General features: G+C 65.1%; 13 protein-coding genes. 8 read left to right on the top strand and 5 right to left on the bottom strand.

Annotated features, from left to right (window positions below):
* Positions 1-361: 361 nt before the first annotated feature.
* The gene (locus tag CO675_RS21375) at positions 362-1,141 is read right to left on the bottom strand and encodes a sensor histidine kinase (protein WP_097673897.1); all 780 of its coding nucleotides are present in this window, start codon (positions 1,139-1,141) and stop codon (positions 362-364) included.
* 303 nt (positions 1,142-1,444) lie between these two features.
* On the opposite strand from CO675_RS21375, the gene CO675_RS21370 reads away from it, so the two are divergent.
* Positions 1,445-1,705 carry a DUF1488 family protein gene (locus tag CO675_RS21370; RefSeq protein ID WP_092123059.1) on the top strand — a complete coding sequence of 87 codons (261 nt, stop codon included), beginning with the start codon at positions 1,445-1,447 and terminating at the stop codon, positions 1,703-1,705.
* A gap of 166 nt (positions 1,706-1,871) precedes the next feature.
* Here the strand turns inward: CO675_RS21370 and apaG are convergent, their stop codons facing one another.
* Positions 1,872-2,270, bottom strand: coding sequence for a Co2+/Mg2+ efflux facilitator ApaG/CorD (apaG, locus tag CO675_RS21365; protein WP_092123063.1), 399 nt, complete (start codon positions 2,268-2,270; stop codon positions 1,872-1,874).
* A gap of 274 nt (positions 2,271-2,544) precedes the next feature.
* On the opposite strand from apaG, the gene CO675_RS21360 reads away from it, so the two are divergent.
* The 5 genes from CO675_RS21360 to CO675_RS21340 all read left to right on the top strand — a co-directional run bounded on the left by CO675_RS21360 (position 2,545) and on the right by CO675_RS21340 (position 9,933).
* The gene (locus CO675_RS21360; protein WP_097673896.1) at positions 2,545-3,804 is read left to right on the top strand and encodes an OpgC domain-containing protein; all 1,260 of its coding nucleotides are present in this window, start codon (positions 2,545-2,547) and stop codon (positions 3,802-3,804) included.
* Positions 3,801-4,574, top strand: a complete 774-nt coding sequence (locus CO675_RS21355; protein WP_097673830.1) for an SGNH/GDSL hydrolase family protein — start codon at positions 3,801-3,803, stop codon at positions 4,572-4,574. Before CO675_RS21360 ends, CO675_RS21355 begins: the two co-directional genes overlap by 4 nt.
* Positions 4,575-4,588: 14 nt before the next feature.
* Positions 4,589-5,596, top strand: a complete 1,008-nt coding sequence (locus CO675_RS21350; protein WP_097673829.1) for an SGNH/GDSL hydrolase family protein — start codon at positions 4,589-4,591, stop codon at positions 5,594-5,596.
* 166 nt (positions 5,597-5,762) lie between these two features.
* The gene (gene glpK / locus CO675_RS21345) at positions 5,763-7,265 is read left to right on the top strand and encodes a glycerol kinase GlpK (protein ID WP_097673828.1); all 1,503 of its coding nucleotides are present in this window, start codon (positions 5,763-5,765) and stop codon (positions 7,263-7,265) included.
* A gap of 223 nt (positions 7,266-7,488) precedes the next feature.
* Positions 7,489-9,933 (top strand): penicillin acylase family protein, encoded by a 2,445-nt coding sequence (locus CO675_RS21340; RefSeq protein WP_097673827.1) that lies wholly within the window; start codon positions 7,489-7,491, stop codon positions 9,931-9,933.
* A gap of 171 nt (positions 9,934-10,104) precedes the next feature.
* Here CO675_RS21340 and CO675_RS21335 read toward each other — a convergent pair whose 3' ends face one another.
* Positions 10,105-10,386, bottom strand: coding sequence for a hypothetical protein (locus CO675_RS21335; RefSeq protein ID WP_097673826.1), 282 nt, complete (start codon positions 10,384-10,386; stop codon positions 10,105-10,107).
* Between the two features lie 149 nt (positions 10,387-10,535).
* Here CO675_RS21335 and CO675_RS21330 point away from each other — a divergent pair, with 149 nt between their 5' ends.
* On the top strand, positions 10,536-11,129 hold the full coding sequence (locus tag CO675_RS21330) for a GNAT family N-acetyltransferase (RefSeq protein WP_097673825.1): 594 nt from the start codon (positions 10,536-10,538) through the stop codon (positions 11,127-11,129).
* 155 nt (positions 11,130-11,284) lie between these two features.
* The gene (locus tag CO675_RS21325; RefSeq protein WP_097673824.1) at positions 11,285-11,911 is read left to right on the top strand and encodes a glutathione S-transferase family protein; all 627 of its coding nucleotides are present in this window, start codon (positions 11,285-11,287) and stop codon (positions 11,909-11,911) included.
* A 62-nt stretch (positions 11,912-11,973) separates the two neighbouring features.
* Here CO675_RS21325 and maiA read toward each other — a convergent pair whose 3' ends face one another.
* Both maiA and metH read right to left on the bottom strand, forming a co-directional pair.
* Positions 11,974-12,633: a maleylacetoacetate isomerase gene (gene maiA, locus CO675_RS21320; protein WP_097673895.1), complete on the bottom strand. Its 660-nt coding sequence runs from the start codon at positions 12,631-12,633 to the stop codon at positions 11,974-11,976.
* A 168-nt stretch (positions 12,634-12,801) separates the two neighbouring features.
* Positions 12,802-16,659, bottom strand: a complete 3,858-nt coding sequence (gene metH / locus CO675_RS21315; RefSeq protein ID WP_097673823.1) for a methionine synthase — start codon at positions 16,657-16,659, stop codon at positions 12,802-12,804.
* Between the last annotated feature and the right edge of the window lies 1 nt (position 16,660).

The following is a 16,660-nucleotide window of genomic DNA, read 5'->3' as shown; positions in this document are numbered from 1 at the left end:
AATCACCGGGCACGAGCAGATCGGATTGCGCGCGCGAATATCTGTACCTCGACAACGTTCACCACGGTCGCCTGTTCCTGAAGCACAGTTGAAAGCAATGTCGAAGCCGTCGCTTGGTGGGAGGCGACCGGAGGCCATGCCCCAGTGGCATCGGAAGAATGGCGGCTTCAGTCGGCCCCGTACTGGGGCTTTCTCCTCAAGATTGGCAGTTAGCTCGGCGTTCGCAGGCCGGGAGATGTCAGCCAATCATTGATGTGCGCGGAGCAGTGATGACCGCAGTAGATACCCCTTACGTCCGGTAGTCGACTCAATTCGCAATCGAGGGCGATATCCAGACTTTGGCGTGAGTTCGGGATGTCGGCTATGCAGTCGACGAAGTAAGAGAAGCCAATGGTGCGTCGAATGTGTACACGAAACCGGTCGGCTCATAGCTTAGCCGCACGTCGCCGCGCAGCTGCCTGCCGAGCGTTTCGATCAACCGTGTTCCGAAGCTGCGCCGTTCCGGAGGGTGGACTGCCGGACCGTTCTTCTCGGTCCATGTCAGATGCAGGCGCTGTGTTGGTTGATCCAGCGTCCAACTGATGTCGATCCGCCCCTGTGGGGCGGACAGGGCGCCGAACTTCGTGGTGTTCGTGCAGAGCTCGTTGAGCGTCATTGCGATGGCGATGACGGCGCCCGATGTCATGCGAATACCGGGTCCCGAAATCGAGAATTTCGGCTCATCCGGATTGTCGAAGGCTTCGGTGGCGCCGCGGACCACCGTGCCGAGATCCGCGCTGCTCCATCTTGCCTGCAGCAGGAGATCGTGCGCCCGCCCGAGCGCCAGCAACCTGCCCTGGATGGCGTGCTGCGCATGTTCGACCCCTTCCAGATTGCTCAGACTCTGGGAGACAATGGCACCGACGGTTGCGATCGTGTTCTTGATGCGGTGGTGCAGCTCCTCGAGGATCACCTTCTGCAGCTTGTCGGCCGCTTCGCGCTCCCTGGCGTCAATGCCGGCCGCGGTCAGCAAACTCTGGGCATCGATCGCGGCCTGCGCGAGCAGAAGCCGAAGGCTGATATTTTCTTCCGCCACAACGTCCTGCTGCGGTGCCAAGCTGCTTGCAGCACCGGGGTCTGTGCGGAGGTCGGCTGGAGACATCATCGACCGTACCATCATAAGCTGGCTCTTCGGCAGAATGTTTTCTGCCCAATCGGGCGAATCTGGACGTATCCGGCGCGAAAACGCGAGCGATTGCCCGGATACGCGCCGAGTGGGCTTGTCATTCGACAGCGGAGTAGCCACCTGATCAGCAGCGCAACTGTATTGTTACAGCATCCCCTTTGCGGAAGCGCGAAGCCTTAGCTGCCAAATCTTGTAACCGATCGACCAAACGTCACGTCGCTTCAATGCGCGTGTCACGGATCACGACAAGCTGTGGCAACAACCTGATAGGCCTTACCCATGATTGAATTTCCAAACCATAGTCGTTCATACGACCAAACGCGGCGCGCCGTGCGGTTTTGGGGATATGACAGTGCTATTGAGGCATCGTTCTTCGTCACCGAAGGCGCATTGAAGCGACTTCAATCGGATGCCTACCTCGACGAGCCGGGCCTTCTGCACGCCTTCGATGCCAACCGCGATCGGATATGTGCCGCTGCGGCCAGGGTCTATGTCCGCGGAAGCAGGGGGTCTTACGATCTGGTCGCCGCGAATTTCTGAAACCGGAGGCTTCGATGGTCACGCGCGACAACGGTGACGGGTTGAGTTCAATCGTGCCGGGTTCGCCCGTCAGGCCGATCGGAAATCCTGGAATTACTTCCATTTCTCAGAATTTTCGTGCCCTGCATTTAGCCGGTACGACTGCGCGGCGGCACCGACGGCACGGCTAATTCAACACCCTTTTCCCGTCCGGGCTCGGGCTGTCCAGCGAGAAGGTCGGCACGTCGATGTCGAAGCGCTCGCCGGCTTCGGTGACCATCTGGTAGCTGCCGGTCATGAAGCCGGACGCGGTCGGCAGCGGCACGCCGGAGGTGTATTCGAAGCGCTCGCCGGGCGCGAGCACCGGCTGCTCGCCGACCACGCCCTCGCCACGCACCTCCTGGCGGCGGCCGGTGGCGTCGGTGATGATCCAGTGCCGTGTCCGCAGTTGCACCGTTTCCGGCCCTGAATTGACGATCACGATCTTGTACGACCAGAAATACTCGCGCCGGTCGATCGACGAGCGCTCCGGCATGAAATTCGGCTCGACGGTGACTTCGATCTGGCGGGTAACGGCGCGGTACATTCGGCTCAATCCGATGATCTCGGCGCAAAATCCGTCTCTCGGCCGGATCATGCGCAAACAGGCGCCCATCATAGCCAATTGGTCAGCCGGAACCAATCGTCGGGCAGGCCGTGAAAAGCCGGCCCCGGAGGGCGTCTGTTCATCGTGGTTTCAACATAGTTCCGCTCTAAAGCGCGGCCGCATGTCGCCGCACTCTGCGCTTTGTCGGCAAGTCGCGGACCGATATTATCTTTTCAGCACGGCCTGCGGGCGCCCGCAGCTGACACGGTGTTTGATGAGCTCGATTGCCGATCCCATAGCCGGTCCACCGGTGGCTGACGCCAATGCCGATACAGAGGTCAAGGCGAAAGCCGTGGCGGCGGCGCCCGCGATCACGCTGCCGGTGACCGGCGAGCGCGAGCTCCGGCTCGATCTGTTCCGCGGGCTCGCGCTGTGGCTTATCTTCATCGACCATCTGCCGACCAATCTTCTGACCTGGCTTACGATCCGCAACTACGGCTTCTCCGACGCCACCGAGATCTTCATCTTCATCTCCGGTTACACCGCGGCCTTCGTCTATGGGCGCGCGATGCTGGAGGGCGGCTTCGTGATCGCGACTGCGCGCATCTTGCGCCGGGTCTGGCAGATCTATGTCGCGCATGTCTTCCTGTTCACGATCTTCCTCGCCGAGATCTCCTATGTCGCGACCTCGTTCGAGAACCCGCTCTACTCTGAAGAGATGGGGATCATGGACTTCCTCAAGCAGCCCGACGTCACCATCGTGCAAGCGTTGCTGCTGCGCTTCCGCCCCGTCAACATGGACGTGCTGCCGCTCTACATCGTGCTGATGCTGTTCCTGCCGCTGATCCTGTGGCTGATGAAGTGGAAGCCCGATGTCACGCTCGGCCTGTCGGTCCTGCTCTACGCGCTGACCTGGCAGTTCGATCTTTATCTGTCGGCCTATCCGAACGGCTTCTGGGCGTTCAACCCGTTCGCCTGGCAATTGCTGTTCGTGTTCGGCGCCTGGTGCGCGCTCGGCGGCGCGCGGCGGATGTCGCGCATCCTGTCGTCGAACATCACGATGTGGATCTGCATCGCCTATCTGGTCGCCGCGTTCTTCGTGACGCTGACCTGGTACGTGCCGCAGCTTGGCCACATCATGCCGAAGGTGATCGAGCAGTGGATGTATCCGATCAACAAGACCGACCTGGACGTGTTGCGGTTCGCGCACTTCCTGGCGCTCGCGGCCCTCACCGTGCGCTTCCTGCCGCGGGACTGGCCGGGGCTGAAATCGCGCTGGCTGCGACCATTGATCCTGTGTGGCCAGCATTCGCTTGAGATATTCTGTCTCGGGGTCTTCCTCGCCTTTGCCGGACACTTCGTGCTTGCCGAAGTCTCGGGCGGTGCCGCACTGCACGCCTTGATCAGCGTCTGCGGCATCCTCATCATGTGCGGCATGGCGTGGATTATTTCGTGGTACAAGCACTCCGCCGACAAAGGCGCCTCGAAAAAAGGTGCCGCCGGCAACGCCGATCTGGCGGGAGGGGGAGCATGAAGTCCGCGCGGACGATGCTGGGCCTGATGTTGCTGGCCGCCTGTTTGGCGGCTGCGCCCGCGCGCGCCGGCGATAGCCCCGAGCAGCCTGCACCGGCGCCGCCCTGCGACGTACCGGCCTATCTGCTGGCAAGCGAGAGCTCGCTGCCGAAGGTCACCGACGCGGTGAAGGCCAACCAGCCGCTCAACGTGCTGGTGGTGGGCAGCCGCTCTTCGACCATTCCCGGCAACGAGGCGAGCGCCTATCCGGCCACGCTGCAGGCGGCGCTGAAGGAGGCATTTCCGGCGGCAACCATCGATCTATCCGTAGAATTACAGGGGAAGAGCACTGCCGAGGAAACCGCGGGAACCCTTGTTAAGCTTGTTGAAGCAAAAAAGCCTACTTTGGTGATCTGGCAGACCGGGACCGTCGATGCTATGCGAGCAGTCGATCCTGACGATTTCCGCACCGCCATCAACGATGGCGTTGTTGCGTTGCGGGGCGCCGGGGCCGACGTGGTGCTGGTCAATCTGCAGTACAGCCCGCGTACGGAGACGATGATCTCTGCGCCGCCATATCTCGACAATATCAAGGTGGTGGCGCAGCAACACGACGTTCCGCTGTTCGACCGGTTCGCGATTATGAAGCAGTGGAGCGACGCCGGATATTTTGACCTGTTCAGCACCTCGCACGGTGTCGATCTGGCCAAGAAGGTTCATGCCTGTCTCGGCCGCGCACTGGCGAAATTCGTGATCGATGCGGCCCATCTGGGCCCGGTGCAGCAGAATTAGAGGAAGCCGAGTTGATGCGTTTTGCCTTCCCTTTTCGCTCTATCTCAGGGCGGAGTCTGTGCGCCGTTGCGGCGCTGGTGCTGCTCGCGCCGCTCTCGGTCGTGCCGTTGTGTGCGCAGACCGGCCAGGCCGACCAGCATGCGGCGTTGTCGTCAGGGGCAAAGACTGAAGCCGCCAGGCCGGATGCTGCGAAGCCCGCCGCGGTCGAAGCGGATGCGGCCAATCCGCAGCCGGGCGTCGCCGCCAAGGCGCTCGACAAGGTGAAGCAGGTTGCGAAATCCGCCAGCGACATCTTCCACCGCGTGCCCTGTCATCAGCCTACCGGTGTGCCGAACTCGACCGGCTCGCTGCCGCATGTCGCGGCCAAGCTCGCCGCCGGCAAGCCTGTCGTCATCATCGCGTTCGGCTCGTCCTCGACCCAGGGCTACGGTTCGTCGGCGCCGGAATTCACCTATCCGAGCCGGCTCGCCGCGCAGTTGCGCCGGCAGTATCCCTCCGCCGACATCACCGTGCTCAATCGCGGCAAGGGCGGCGAGGATGCACCCGAGATGATGAAGCGGTTGCAGACCGAAGTGCTCGACATGCATCCCGACATGGTGATCTGGCAGGTCGGCACCAACGCGGTGCTGCGCAACCTCGATCCGTCGGAGACCGCCAAGCAGGTCGAGGACGGCGTCGCGCGCATCCAGGCCGACGGCGCCGATATCGTGCTGGTCGATCCGCAATATTCGCCGCGCGTCACCGAGCGCCCCGAGAGCGCGCGCGGCATGGTGAAGCTGCTCGGCCGTATCGCCGCGCTGCGCCATGTCGGCATCTTCCCGCGCTTCGAGGTGATGCGCGACTGGCACGAGAAACAGGCGATCCCGATCGACGATTTCGTCATCGCCGACGGCCTGCACATGAACGATTGGGGCTATGCCTGCTTCGCCCAGCTGCTCGGCGACGACATCATCCGCTCGGTCGGCGCCATCAAGATCGGCGTCAACGTCCCCAGCGACGTGCGGACCTACCGGCCGATGTGATCGGCGCCGTCCTCTTAGTCCCGTCATCCCCGCGCAAAGGCGAAGCCTTTGCGCGGGGATGACGGGACTGACGGCTGAACGGCACGCCACACGCACCAGCAATCTTGACCTTGCCGCGGTAATCCGCTCCCTTGGCGCCTGTTACGACGCCTAAAGGGAAACGCTCATGTCTTTCGTGCTGGCCATCGATCAGGGCACCACATCGTCGCGCGCGATGGTGTTTCGCAGCGACATCTCCATCGCCGCGGTCGCGCAGCAGGAGTTTCCGCAGCATTTCCCGGCCTCCGGCTGGGTCGAGCACGAGCCGGAGGACATCTGGACCTCGACCGTGATGGTGTGCCGCGAGGCGCTGGAGAAGGCCGAGCTTAAAGCGCGGGACATCGCCGCGATCGGCATCACCAACCAGCGCGAGACCACCGTGGTGTGGGACCGCGCAACCGGCCAGGCCGTGCACCGTGCCATCGTCTGGCAGGACCGCCGCACTGCCGACATCTGCGCCAGGCTCAAGGCCGAAGGCCATGAGCCCTTGATCTCGGCCAAGACCGGACTCATCATCGACCCCTATTTCTCGGGCACCAAAGTCGCCTGGATCCTCGATCACGTGCCGGGTGCGCGCGAGCGCGCCGAGCGCGGCGAGCTGCTGTTCGGCACCGTCGACTGCTACCTGCTGTGGCGGCTCACCGGCGGCCGGGTGCACGCCACCGACGCCACCAACGCCTCCCGCACGCTGCTGTTCAACATCCACACCGGCGCGTGGGACGACGACCTCATCAACCTCTTGCGCGTGCCGCGCTCGATGCTGCCCGAGGTGAAGGATTCCTCCGCCCGATTCGGCGAGAGCACGGCTGATCTGTTCGGTGGCCCGATCGCGATCTCCGGCATCGCCGGCGACCAGCAGGCTGCGACCATCGGCCAGGCCTGCTTCGAACCCGGCATGATGAAGTCGACCTACGGCACCGGCTGCTTCGCACTGCTCAACACCGGCACCACGCCGGTCGCCTCGAAGAACAAGCTGCTCACCACGATCGCCTACCAGCTCAATGGCCAGCGCACCTACGCACTGGAAGGCTCGATCTTCGTCGCCGGCAGCGCGGTGCAATGGCTGCGCGACGGGCTCGGCATCATCAAGCACGCCGCCGAGACCGGGCCGCTTGCCGACAAATCCGACTCGATGCAGAGCGTCTATCTGGTGCCGGCCTTCGTCGGCATGGGTGCGCCGTACTGGAATCCGCGGGTGCGCGGCGCGCTGATCGGGCTGACCCGCAACACCGGCCCGGCCGAGATCGCGCATGCGACCTTGGAGAGCGTCTGCTACCAGACCTTCGACCTCTGGGCCGCGATGCGCACCGACTGGCCGGAGGCCAATGCCGCCAACACCGTGCTGCGCGTCGACGGCGGCATGACGGCATCGGACTGGACCATGCAGCGGCTCGCCGATCTGCTCAACGCACCGGTCGATCGTCCGATGATCCAGGAGACCACGGCGTTAGGGGCGGCCTATCTCGCCGGCCTCGAGGCCGGCGTCTATCCGGAGCCCGCGAAATTCGCCGACAATTGGCGGCTCGAGCATCGCTTCCGGCCGGCGATGAGCGAGGCCACGCGTGAGCGCAAGCTCGCCGGCTGGGCGCGCGCGGTGAAGGGCGTGCTGGCGAGCGACGAGGGGGAGTAGTGAAGCTTGAATCGCTTTGGCGGCAGACACGCTGCACCTCTCCCGCTTGCGGGGGAGGTCGGATCGCATCGTCAGATGCGATCCGGGTGGGGGCTCTCTCCACGCAATGACTGACCCCATCGCTGCGATACCCCCACCCCAGCCCTCCCCCGCAAGCGGGAAAGGGAGCACATCACCGCCGCGGCTGCCAACTTCCAATCAATAACAACCATCGGAGAACAACATGAACACGGATCTCAACCGCGTCGCGAAACTACTCACCGCCGCGCTGTGCACCGCGATGCTCGCAGCACCCGCCATCGCGCGCGAAAAGCCGAGCGCGCTGGTCACGGCGCGCGAGGTCAAGAGCGACGTCGCAGGCCTGAAGGCGCCGGGCCAGATCCTGGTCGATGTCTGGGGCATCCCGCACATCTATGCCGGCAACGAGCACGACCTGTTCTTCCTGCAAGGCTTCAATGCGGCGCGCGACCGGCTCTGGCAGATCGATCTCTGGCGCAAGCGTGGCCTCGGCCTGCTGGCGAAGGATTTCGGCCCCGCCTATGCCGAGCAGGACAAGGCGCTGCGGCTGTTCCTCTATCGCGGCGACATGAACGCGGAATGGGCCGCCTATGGCCCGAAGGCGAAAACCTATGCCGAGGCGTTCGTCGCCGGCGTCAACGCCTATGTCGCCGACGTCAGGGCGGGCAAGCGTCCGCTGCCGATCGAGTTCAGGATCGCGGGGACGACGCCGGACCTGTGGTCGGCGGAGGATGTCGTGCGCGTGCGTAGCCATGGCCTGACGCGCAACGTCGCCTCCGAGGTGAAGCGTTCGCTGGTGGCCTGCGCCGCAGGCCTCGATGCCGATCGCTTCCGCGTCAAGCTGGAGCCGGCCTGGACCACGAAGATTCCCGATGGCCTCGATCCCTGCAGCGTGCCGAAGGGCGTGCTCGCGGCCTACGACCTTGCGACGCGCCCGGTGAAGTTTGCTGCGCCGAAGGACCAGAAGGCCGCACTGGCGCATGATCCCGACAAGTTTTTGGCCGAGGCCGACCAGCAGCGCGACACCATCGGCTCCAACAATTGGGTGATCGCGGCCTCGCGCACCGCGACCGGACGGCCGATCCTCGCCAACGATCCGCATCGCGAGCATTCGGTGCCGTCGCTGCGCTACATCGTCGGCCTCAACGCACCCGGCATCTCCGTGATCGGCGCCGGCGAGCCGGCGCTGCCTGGCATCTCGATCGGCCACAACGACACCATCGCGTTCGGCCTCACCATCTTCAACGTCGACCAGGAAGACCTCTACGTCTACGAGCTCAACCCGGATAATCCGAACCAGTACCGCTACGGCACGGGCTGGGAGGACATGCGCATCGTGCACGAGAAGGAAGCGGTGAAGGGCGAAGCCGACCGCGACCTCGAGCTGAAGTTCACCCGCCATGGTCCGGTGCTCTTCGTCGACGCCGACAAGAAGCATGCCTTCGCCGTGCGCTCGATCTGGTTCGAGCCGGGCACCTCGGCCTATTTCGGCTCGTCCGACTATATGACCGCGAAGTCGTGGAACGGCTTCCTCGGCGCGATGCGGCGCTGGGGTGCGCCGTCGGAGAACCAGGTCTATGCCGACACATCAGGCAATATCGGCTGGGTCGCCGCCGGCAAGACGCCGCGCCGCACCAGCTTCGATGGCCTGATGCCGGTGCCCGGCGACGGCCGCTACGAGTGGCAGGGTTTCCTGTCGCTCGACGCGTTGCCGAAGCAGTACCAGCCGAAGCAGGGCTTCATCGCTACCGCCAACCAGATGAACCTGCCGGCGGATTATCCGGTCAACGAGCGCAGGGTCGGCTTCGAATGGGCCGACAGCGCGCGCTGGCAGCGCATCACCGAGGTGCTGCAGGCCAACAGCAAGGTGACGCTGGCGGACGCGATGGCGTTGCAGAACGACGACACCGGCATGCTGGCGCGGCGCCTCGTCGCACTGCTGAAGCCGCTCACGTCTGACGACGCCAACGTCAAGAAAGGCCTCGATCTCCTGAAGGCGTGGGATGCGCGTGACGCCGAGGACAGCGCCGCGGCCGCGGTCTACGAGGTCTGGATCGCGAACCATCTCGGCCCGGTGCTGCTCAAGACCACGGCGCCGAAGGCGGCCGAACTGATCGTGCCGGAAGCCTCCAGCATCTCCGCCATCGTCGACTATCTCGAAAAGCCCGACGCCGCGCTCGGCAGCGATCCCGCCGGCGGACGTGACCGCGTGCTGCGCGACAGCCTCGGCGAGGCGGTTGCCGACGTCGCCGGCAAGCTCGGGGGCGATGCGTCGACCTGGCGCTGGGGCCGCCTGCATGTCGCCAAGTTCGACCATGCGCTGATGCCGCTCGCCGACAAGGCGACCGCGGCGCAGATGTCGGTCGGTCCGCTCGCCTATGGCGGCGCCGCCAATGTTCCGCGCGCCGCCACCTATCGCCGCTCCGACTATCATCTCACTGCGGGCGCCTCGTTCCGCATGGTGCTCGATGTCGGCAATTGGGATGCGAGCCGCACCATCAACACGCCCGGCCAATCCGGCGATCCCTTCAGCGGCCACTACCGCGACCTCGCGCCGCTCTGGGCCACCGGCCAATATGTCCCGCTGCTCTACAGCCGCCCGGCGGTGGAAGCCGCCACCGCCGAGGCGATCTCGCTGACGCCGAGGTGAGGGCGCGGTAGCGGCCCAAAATTCTATGTCGTCCCGGCGAAGGCCGGGACCCATAACCACCAATGCCAATTGTTCTCGCGTGCTGGGGCCACAGCGCCGTTCAATAACCCAGCCCTGTGGTAATGGGTCCGGCCTTCGCCGGGACGACACGGAGTGTGTGGCGCGCTCCCTCTATCTCTCCTGCTTCTCCTGCACCTCCAGCATCGCGCGCAGCGTGTCGTCGCTGAGCTTGCCGTTCGGAGACGGCGTGCGCCGCTCGACGGTTTCGACCGGGCGCGCATGCTGCGGAAGCACCGGAGCGCTGCGCACCGGTGCGCCGTCCTCGATGTCTACGGCCTCATCAGTAGCACTCGCACCATAAGCGTAGCCGATGGCGCGCCGGCGCCGCGTGGGCTTCGGCTTCGGTGGGGGCGGCGTCATGATGATCGGCGGCAGCGTGTGATGGCGCGACACGATCGTTGCTCCGGTGACCTCACGACATGGAGCGCCTGATTCGCGAAAGCACCGACTGACAAATCGGTAACATTGTTACGCGGCGTTGCATTGCATCTGCCGCGACATGCGGATATTTCCCGCTGTAGTATGGAAACAAAGGTCGCGCGATGCTGCTGCCCGACGGTTATTCCGATATCCCCCACGGCAAGATCGCCGCTGTCGTCACGCATCTGGAAATGACCGAGCGTCCGCCCCTGCGCGACGATCCGCCGGGCGCGTGGCGCCTGCGCAAGGTCGAGCCGCCGGCGCTTGACTGGTACCGCGATCTCTACCGCCGCGTTGGCGAGGAGTGGCTGTGGTTCACCCGCACGGGGCTCGATGACGCCGATCTCGCCGGGCGGATTCACGCGCCCGGCGTCGAGCTCTACGGGCTGATCGTGGAAGGCCACGACGAGGGCCTGCTCGAACTCGACTTCAGCGTATCAGGTGAATGCCAGCTGCTCTATTTCGGCGTCACCGCAAAGCTCATCGGCACCGGTGCCGCGCGCTTCCTGATGAACCGCGCGCTCGAGATCGCCTGGTCGCGCGACGTCAGTCGCGTCTGGGTGCACACCTGCACCTTCGATCATCCCTCCGCGATCGCATTCTACCAGCGCTCCGGCTTCCGGGCGTTCAAGCGGCAGATCGAGGTGGCCGATGATCCGAGGCTCGACGGCAAGCTGTCGCGCGATGCGGCGAGGCATGTGCCGATGGTTGGGTAGCTCATGAGGCAACCGGATCATGATCCGGTTGCAACGCGGCGCAAGCTATCTAGGATGGTGCAAAGTGCAACCTCTGACCCGGCTCGGCCGCCCGACCTTCGAAAGCCCTGCTTTCGCGGCAACGGCCTGCCGCGGCATGACCGACGAGATGACGGATGTTTTTGATCGGCCAGTACGACTCGCCCTTTGTCCGCCGCACCGCGATTGCGTTGCGGCTTTATGGATTGCCGTTCGAGCACAAGCCGTGGTCGACCTTTGGCGATGCGGACAAGGTTGCGGCCTATAATCCGGTGCAGCGGGTGCCGACGCTGGTGCTCGACGACGGCGAGGCGCTGATCGAGAGCGGGGCGATCCTGGATTATCTCGACGAGTCGGTTGGGCCGGACAAGGCGATGATTGCGCGCTCCGGCATCGAGCGGCGCCGGCATCTGCGCATTATGGCGTTGGCGACCGGGCTCGCCGACAAGGCGGTGAGCCTTGTCTACGAGCGGGTGCTGCGCAAGGAGCAGCTCAAGCTGTGGGTCGAGCGCTGCGAGGGGCAGATCTCCCGCGTGCTCGCCGTGCTGGAGCAGGAGCGTGCAGCGGTCGAGACGCCGTATTGGCTGGGCGATCGCATCGGTCACGCCGACATCGCGGTGGCCTGCGCGCTGCGCTTCACCGGCGAGGCGCATCCGCATCTGTTCGACGCGCGCTATCCGGCGCTGCAGGCCCACGCCGCGCGCTGCGAAGCGCTGCCGCCGTTCCAGGAGATCGTGCAGCCGCTGGCGCCGCCGAGCGGTTAGGGGTGGGGTTCGAGGTGAGCTTGCTTCTCCGACTCCCGCAAGGGAGGAGGATAGCCCGCCCACTACTTCGCCCGCATTGCCTCGGGCGTATCCGGCTGCGCTGACGGATGCGCCTTGGCGAACGCCGGCAGCGCCATGGCGGTGTCGTGGATGCGCTTCACGGTCGGCCAGGGCGACAGGCTGATCTGCTGGTTGATTGCCGCCGTGACATGGCCGACCAGGCAGATGTCGGCCAGTGTCGGCGCATCGCCGTGACAGAACTGGCCGGTCGCCTTGTGGCCGGCGAGGTGGCCCTCGAGCGCCGCCAGCGTCTCGACCGTCCAGTGCCGCCGCCAGGCGCTCTGCTGGCTGTCGCGCAGATCGAGCTCGCGGTCGAGATAGCGGCGCAGGCGCGGCGTCAGCAGCGGATGGCCCTCGCAGGCGACGATCAACGCCAGCCCGCGCACCCGGGCGCGGCCGAGCGCATCTGGTGGCAGCAGCGGCGGGCTCGGGTAGGTCTCGTCGAGATAGTCGATGATCGCGAGCGACTGGAACAGCACCGTGCCGTCGTCGGTCACCAGCGCCGGCAGCGCCATCTGCGGATTGATCTTGCGATAGGCATCGGCGCGATGCGCGTCTGCATCGATGTCGACGAACACGGTCTCCGCCGGTACGCCCTTCAGATTGAGCGCGATCCGCACCCGGAAGCTCGCCAGCGATCGCCAGAAGGAGAAGAACTGCATGGTGTGGCCACTCCGCATTTCTTCCCCTCTCCCCTTGTGGGAGAGGGTGGACCCGATGCAATGCATCGCGGACGGGTGAGGGGTCCGTTTCCGCGGATAGGGATCCCTCATCCGGCGTGGACTGCGTCCACGCCACCTTCTCCCACAAGGGGAGAAGGGAAGAAAGAGCTACCCCGCACCCACCTTCTTCTTCCGCCAGGCGAGATGCACCGCGCAGGTGCAGCCCTGCGGATGCGATGCCAGTTCCTCGTCATTGGCGGGCGTCGCGGCGGGCGCGATGGCCTGGCCCTTCGCACCACCGTCCTGCGAGGGGATGTAGTTCAACACCGGCGCGAGCCAGCGCTCGATCTCGGCGACCGTCATGGCCTTGCGCGCGGCATAGTCCTCGACCTGGTCGCGCTCGATCTTGCCGACGCCGAAATAGAAGCTTTCGGGGTGCGAGAAATAAAGGCCCGAAACCGATGAACCCGGCCACATCGCGTAGCTCTCGGTCAGCTTCACGCCGGACGTGTTCTCGGCGTCGAGCAGCGCGAACAGCGTCCGCTTCTCGGTGTGGTCGGGCTGCGCCGGATAGCCGGGCGCGGGACGGATGCCGTCGTATTTCTCGAGGATCAATTCGTCCGCCGAGAACGTCTCGCCGGGCGCATAGCCCCAGAACTCCTTGCGCACGCGCTGGTGCATGCGCTCGGCAAAGGCTTCCGCAAGGCGATCGGCCAGCGCCTTGCACAGGATTGAGGAGTAATCGTCATTGGCGTTCTTGAAGCGGTCCGCGACCGCATCCTCGCCGATCCCGGCGGTGACGACGAAGCCGCCGACATAGTCAGGTACGCCGGTCTCCTTCGGCGCGACGAAGTCGGACAGCGCGGCGTTGAAGCGGCCCTCGCGCTTCTCCAGTTGCTGGCGGAGCGTGTGGAAGGTCGCGATCTTCTGCTTCCGCGTCTCGTCGGCATAGACCTCGATGTCGTCGCCCACGGCGTTCGCCGGCCAGAAGCCGATGGTGGCCCGCGCCGTGAACCACTTCTCCTGGATGATCGTGTCCAGCATCTTGCGCGCGTCGGCATAGAGCGAGCGCGCGACCTCGCCGACCTTGGGGTCGTCGAGGATTGCCGGGAAGCGACCGGTCAATTCCCAGGTTTGGAAGAACGGTGTCCAGTCGATGTAATCCGCGAGCTCGGCGAGATCGTAGGCGTCAAAACTCTTCAGCCCGAAGAAGGCCGGCTTCTTCGGCGGCACTGCCGCAAAGTCGATCGCGACCTTGTTGGCGCGGGCGTCATTGAGCTTCAGCCGCTTCTTGTCGGCCTGGGCGCGGAAATGCGCCGTCGAGATCTTTGCGTATTCGGCGCGCACCTCGGCGGCATAGGCCTGCTTCTTCTCGGCCGACAGCAGCGAGGAGGCGACGCCGACGGCGCGGCTCGCGTCATTGACATGCACGACCGGGCCGCCCGGATAGTTCGGGTCGATCTTCACGGCGGTATGCACGCGGCTCGTCGTGGCGCCGCCGATCAGCAGCGGCACGTTCATGCCCTGCCGTTCAAGTTCGCCGGCGAGGAAGCTCATCTCGTCGAGCGAGGGCGTGATCAGGCCGGACAGGCCGATGATGTCGGCGCCCTCGGCCTTCGCGGTCTCGATGATCTTGTTGGCGGGCACCATGACGCCGAGGTCGATCACCTCGAAATTGTTGCACTGGAGCACGATGCCGACGATGTTCTTGCCGATGTCGTGGACGTCGCCCTTCACCGTCGCGAGCACGATCTTGCCCGCGGCGCTGCGGCCGCCGGTGATGCCGTTGGCGAGGTTGCGCGCCTTCTCCTCCTCCATGAACGGCATCAGATAGGCGACCGCCTGCTTCATCACGCGAGCCGACTTCACGACCTGCGGCAAGAACATCTTGCCGTCGCCGAACAGGTCGCCGACTACGTTCATGCCGGCCATCAGCGGCCCCTCGATGACGTCGAGCGGCCGCGTCGCGTTCTGGCGCGCGGCCTCGGTGTCCTGCTCGATGAATTCGGTGATGCCGTGCACCAGCGCGTGGCTGAGCCGCTTCTCGACCGGCCATTCGCGCCAGGCGAGATCCTGCTCCTTGGTCTGCTTCTCCTTGCCGCGGAATTTCTCGGCAAGCGCCAGCAGCCGCTCCGACGCGCCCGGATCGCGGTTGAGGATCACGTCTTCGCAGGTCTGGCGCAGCTCGGGATCGATGTCGTCATAGACGATCATCTGCCCGGCATTGACGATGCCCATGTCCATGCCGGCATGGATGGCGTGATACAGGAACACCGAATGCATCGCCTCGCGCACCGGCTCATTGCCACGGAACGAGAACGACAAATTGGAGACGCCGCCGGAGATGTGGGCGCCGGGCAGGTTCTGCCGGATCCAGCGCGTCGCCTCGATGAAGTCGACGCCGTAATTGTTGTGCTCTTCGAGGCCGGTCGCGATCGCGAAGATGTTCGGATCGAAGATGATGTCCTCGGGCGGGAAGTCGAGCCGGTTGACCAGCAAGTCGTAGGCGCGCTTGCAGATCTCGGTCTTCCGGGCGAACGTGTCGGCTTGGCCGGTCTCGTCGAACGCCATCACCACCACGGCGGCGCCGTGCCGCTTGGCGACCGTCGCCTCGTGCAGGAATTTCTCCTCGCCTTCCTTCATCGAGATCGAGTTCACGATCGGCTTGCCCTGGATGCATTTCAGGCCGGCCTCGATGACGTGGAATTTCGAGGAGTCGACCATCACGGGCACCCGCGCGATGTCGGGTTCGGCGGCGACGAGGTTGAGGAACGTCACCATCGCCGCTTCGGAATCGAGCAGGCCCTCGTCCATGTTGACGTCGATGACCTGGGCGCCGTTCTCGACCTGGTCGCGTGCGACCTGCAGCGCGGCGGTGTAGTCGCCGGCGGTGATCAGCTTGCGGAAGCGCGCCGAGCCGGTGACGTTGGTGCGCTCGCCGACGTTCACGAAGGGGATCGCGTCGGTCAGCGTGAACGGCTCGAGGCCCGAGAGCTTGAGCCGCGGTTCGATCTCGGGCACCACGCGCGGCTTGTGCGGGGCAACGGCCCTGGCGATCGCTGCGATATGGTCGGGCGTGGTGCCGCAGCAGCCGCCGACGATGTTGACGAGGCCGGCGGCAGCGAATTCGCCGATCAGCCGCGCCATGTAGTCCGGCGTCTCGTCATACTGGCCGAACTCGTTGGGCAGGCCGGCGTTCGGGTAGGCACAGACCAGCGTGTCGGCGACCCGGCCGATATCGGCGATGTGCGCGCGCAGATCCTCGGCGCCGAGTGCGCAGTTGAAGCCGATCGTGATCGGCTTGGCGTGCCGCACCGAATGCCAGAACGCCTCCGGCAACTGGCCGGAGAGCAGGCGGCCGGACTTGTCGGTGATGGTGCCGGAAATCATCACGGGCACGTCGATGCCGCGCTCCTCGATGATCTCGGCGATCGCATACAGCGCCGCCTTGGCGTTCAGCGTGTCGAAGATGGTCTCGACCAGCAGCAGGTCGGCGCCGCCGTCCAGCAGGCCCTTGGCCTGTTCGCCATAGGCCTTGCGCAGATCGTCGAAGGTCACCGCGCGATAGCCGGGATTGGAGACGTCGGGCGAGATCGAGGCGGTGCGGTTGGTCGGGCCGAGCGCGCCGGCGACGAAGCGTTGCTTGCCGTCCTCGGCGCTGACCCGCTCCGCGGCCGCACGCGCCAGCCGCGCGCCCTGCAGGTTCAGCTCATAGGCGAGGTCCGACATGTCGTAGTCGGCCTGCGCGATCGAGGTCGAGGAGAAGGTGTTGGTCGCGACGATGTCGGCGCCGGCACGCAGATAAGCCGCGTGGATGTCCGTGATCGCCTCGGCCTGGGTCAGGATCAGGAGGTCGTTGTTGCCCTTGATGTCGCGGTGGAAGTCCGCAAAGCGCGCGCCACGGAAGGCGGCTTCGTCGAACTGCAGGCCCTGGATCATGGTGCCCATGGCGCCGTCGAGCACCAGGATGCGCTCGCGGGCAGCCGCGAGCAAAGCGTTACGCTTGGGGGAAACCGGTACGGACATC

Source organism: Bradyrhizobium sp. C9 (genome assembly GCF_002532045.1).
Lineage (GTDB): Bacteria > Pseudomonadota > Alphaproteobacteria > Rhizobiales > Xanthobacteraceae > Bradyrhizobium.
This window is presented reverse-complemented; position numbering and strand designations above follow the sequence as displayed.

Excerpts from the sequence above, each read along its gene's own strand:
- CO675_RS21375 (WP_097673897.1), bottom strand. The coding sequence starts at position 1,141 with ATGTCTCCAGCCGACCTCCGCACAGACCCCGGTGCTGCAAGCAGCTTG.
- CO675_RS21370 (WP_092123059.1), top strand. The coding sequence starts at position 1,445 with ATGATTGAATTTCCAAACCATAGTCGTTCATACGACCAAACGCGGCGC.
- apaG (WP_092123063.1), bottom strand. The coding sequence starts at position 2,270 with ATGTACCGCGCCGTTACCCGCCAGATCGAAGTCACCGTCGAGCCGAAT.
- CO675_RS21360 (WP_097673896.1), top strand. The coding sequence starts at position 2,545 with ATGAGCTCGATTGCCGATCCCATAGCCGGTCCACCGGTGGCTGACGCC.
- CO675_RS21355 (WP_097673830.1), top strand. The coding sequence starts at position 3,801 with ATGAAGTCCGCGCGGACGATGCTGGGCCTGATGTTGCTGGCCGCCTGT.
- CO675_RS21350 (WP_097673829.1), top strand. The coding sequence starts at position 4,589 with ATGCGTTTTGCCTTCCCTTTTCGCTCTATCTCAGGGCGGAGTCTGTGC.
- glpK (WP_097673828.1), top strand. The coding sequence starts at position 5,763 with ATGTCTTTCGTGCTGGCCATCGATCAGGGCACCACATCGTCGCGCGCG.
- CO675_RS21340 (WP_097673827.1), top strand. The coding sequence starts at position 7,489 with ATGAACACGGATCTCAACCGCGTCGCGAAACTACTCACCGCCGCGCTG.
- CO675_RS21330 (WP_097673825.1), top strand. The coding sequence starts at position 10,536 with ATGCTGCTGCCCGACGGTTATTCCGATATCCCCCACGGCAAGATCGCC.
- CO675_RS21325 (WP_097673824.1), top strand. The coding sequence starts at position 11,285 with ATGTTTTTGATCGGCCAGTACGACTCGCCCTTTGTCCGCCGCACCGCG.
- maiA (WP_097673895.1), bottom strand. The coding sequence starts at position 12,633 with ATGCAGTTCTTCTCCTTCTGGCGATCGCTGGCGAGCTTCCGGGTGCGG.
- metH (WP_097673823.1), bottom strand. The coding sequence starts at position 16,659 with ATGTCCGTACCGGTTTCCCCCAAGCGTAACGCTTTGCTCGCGGCTGCC.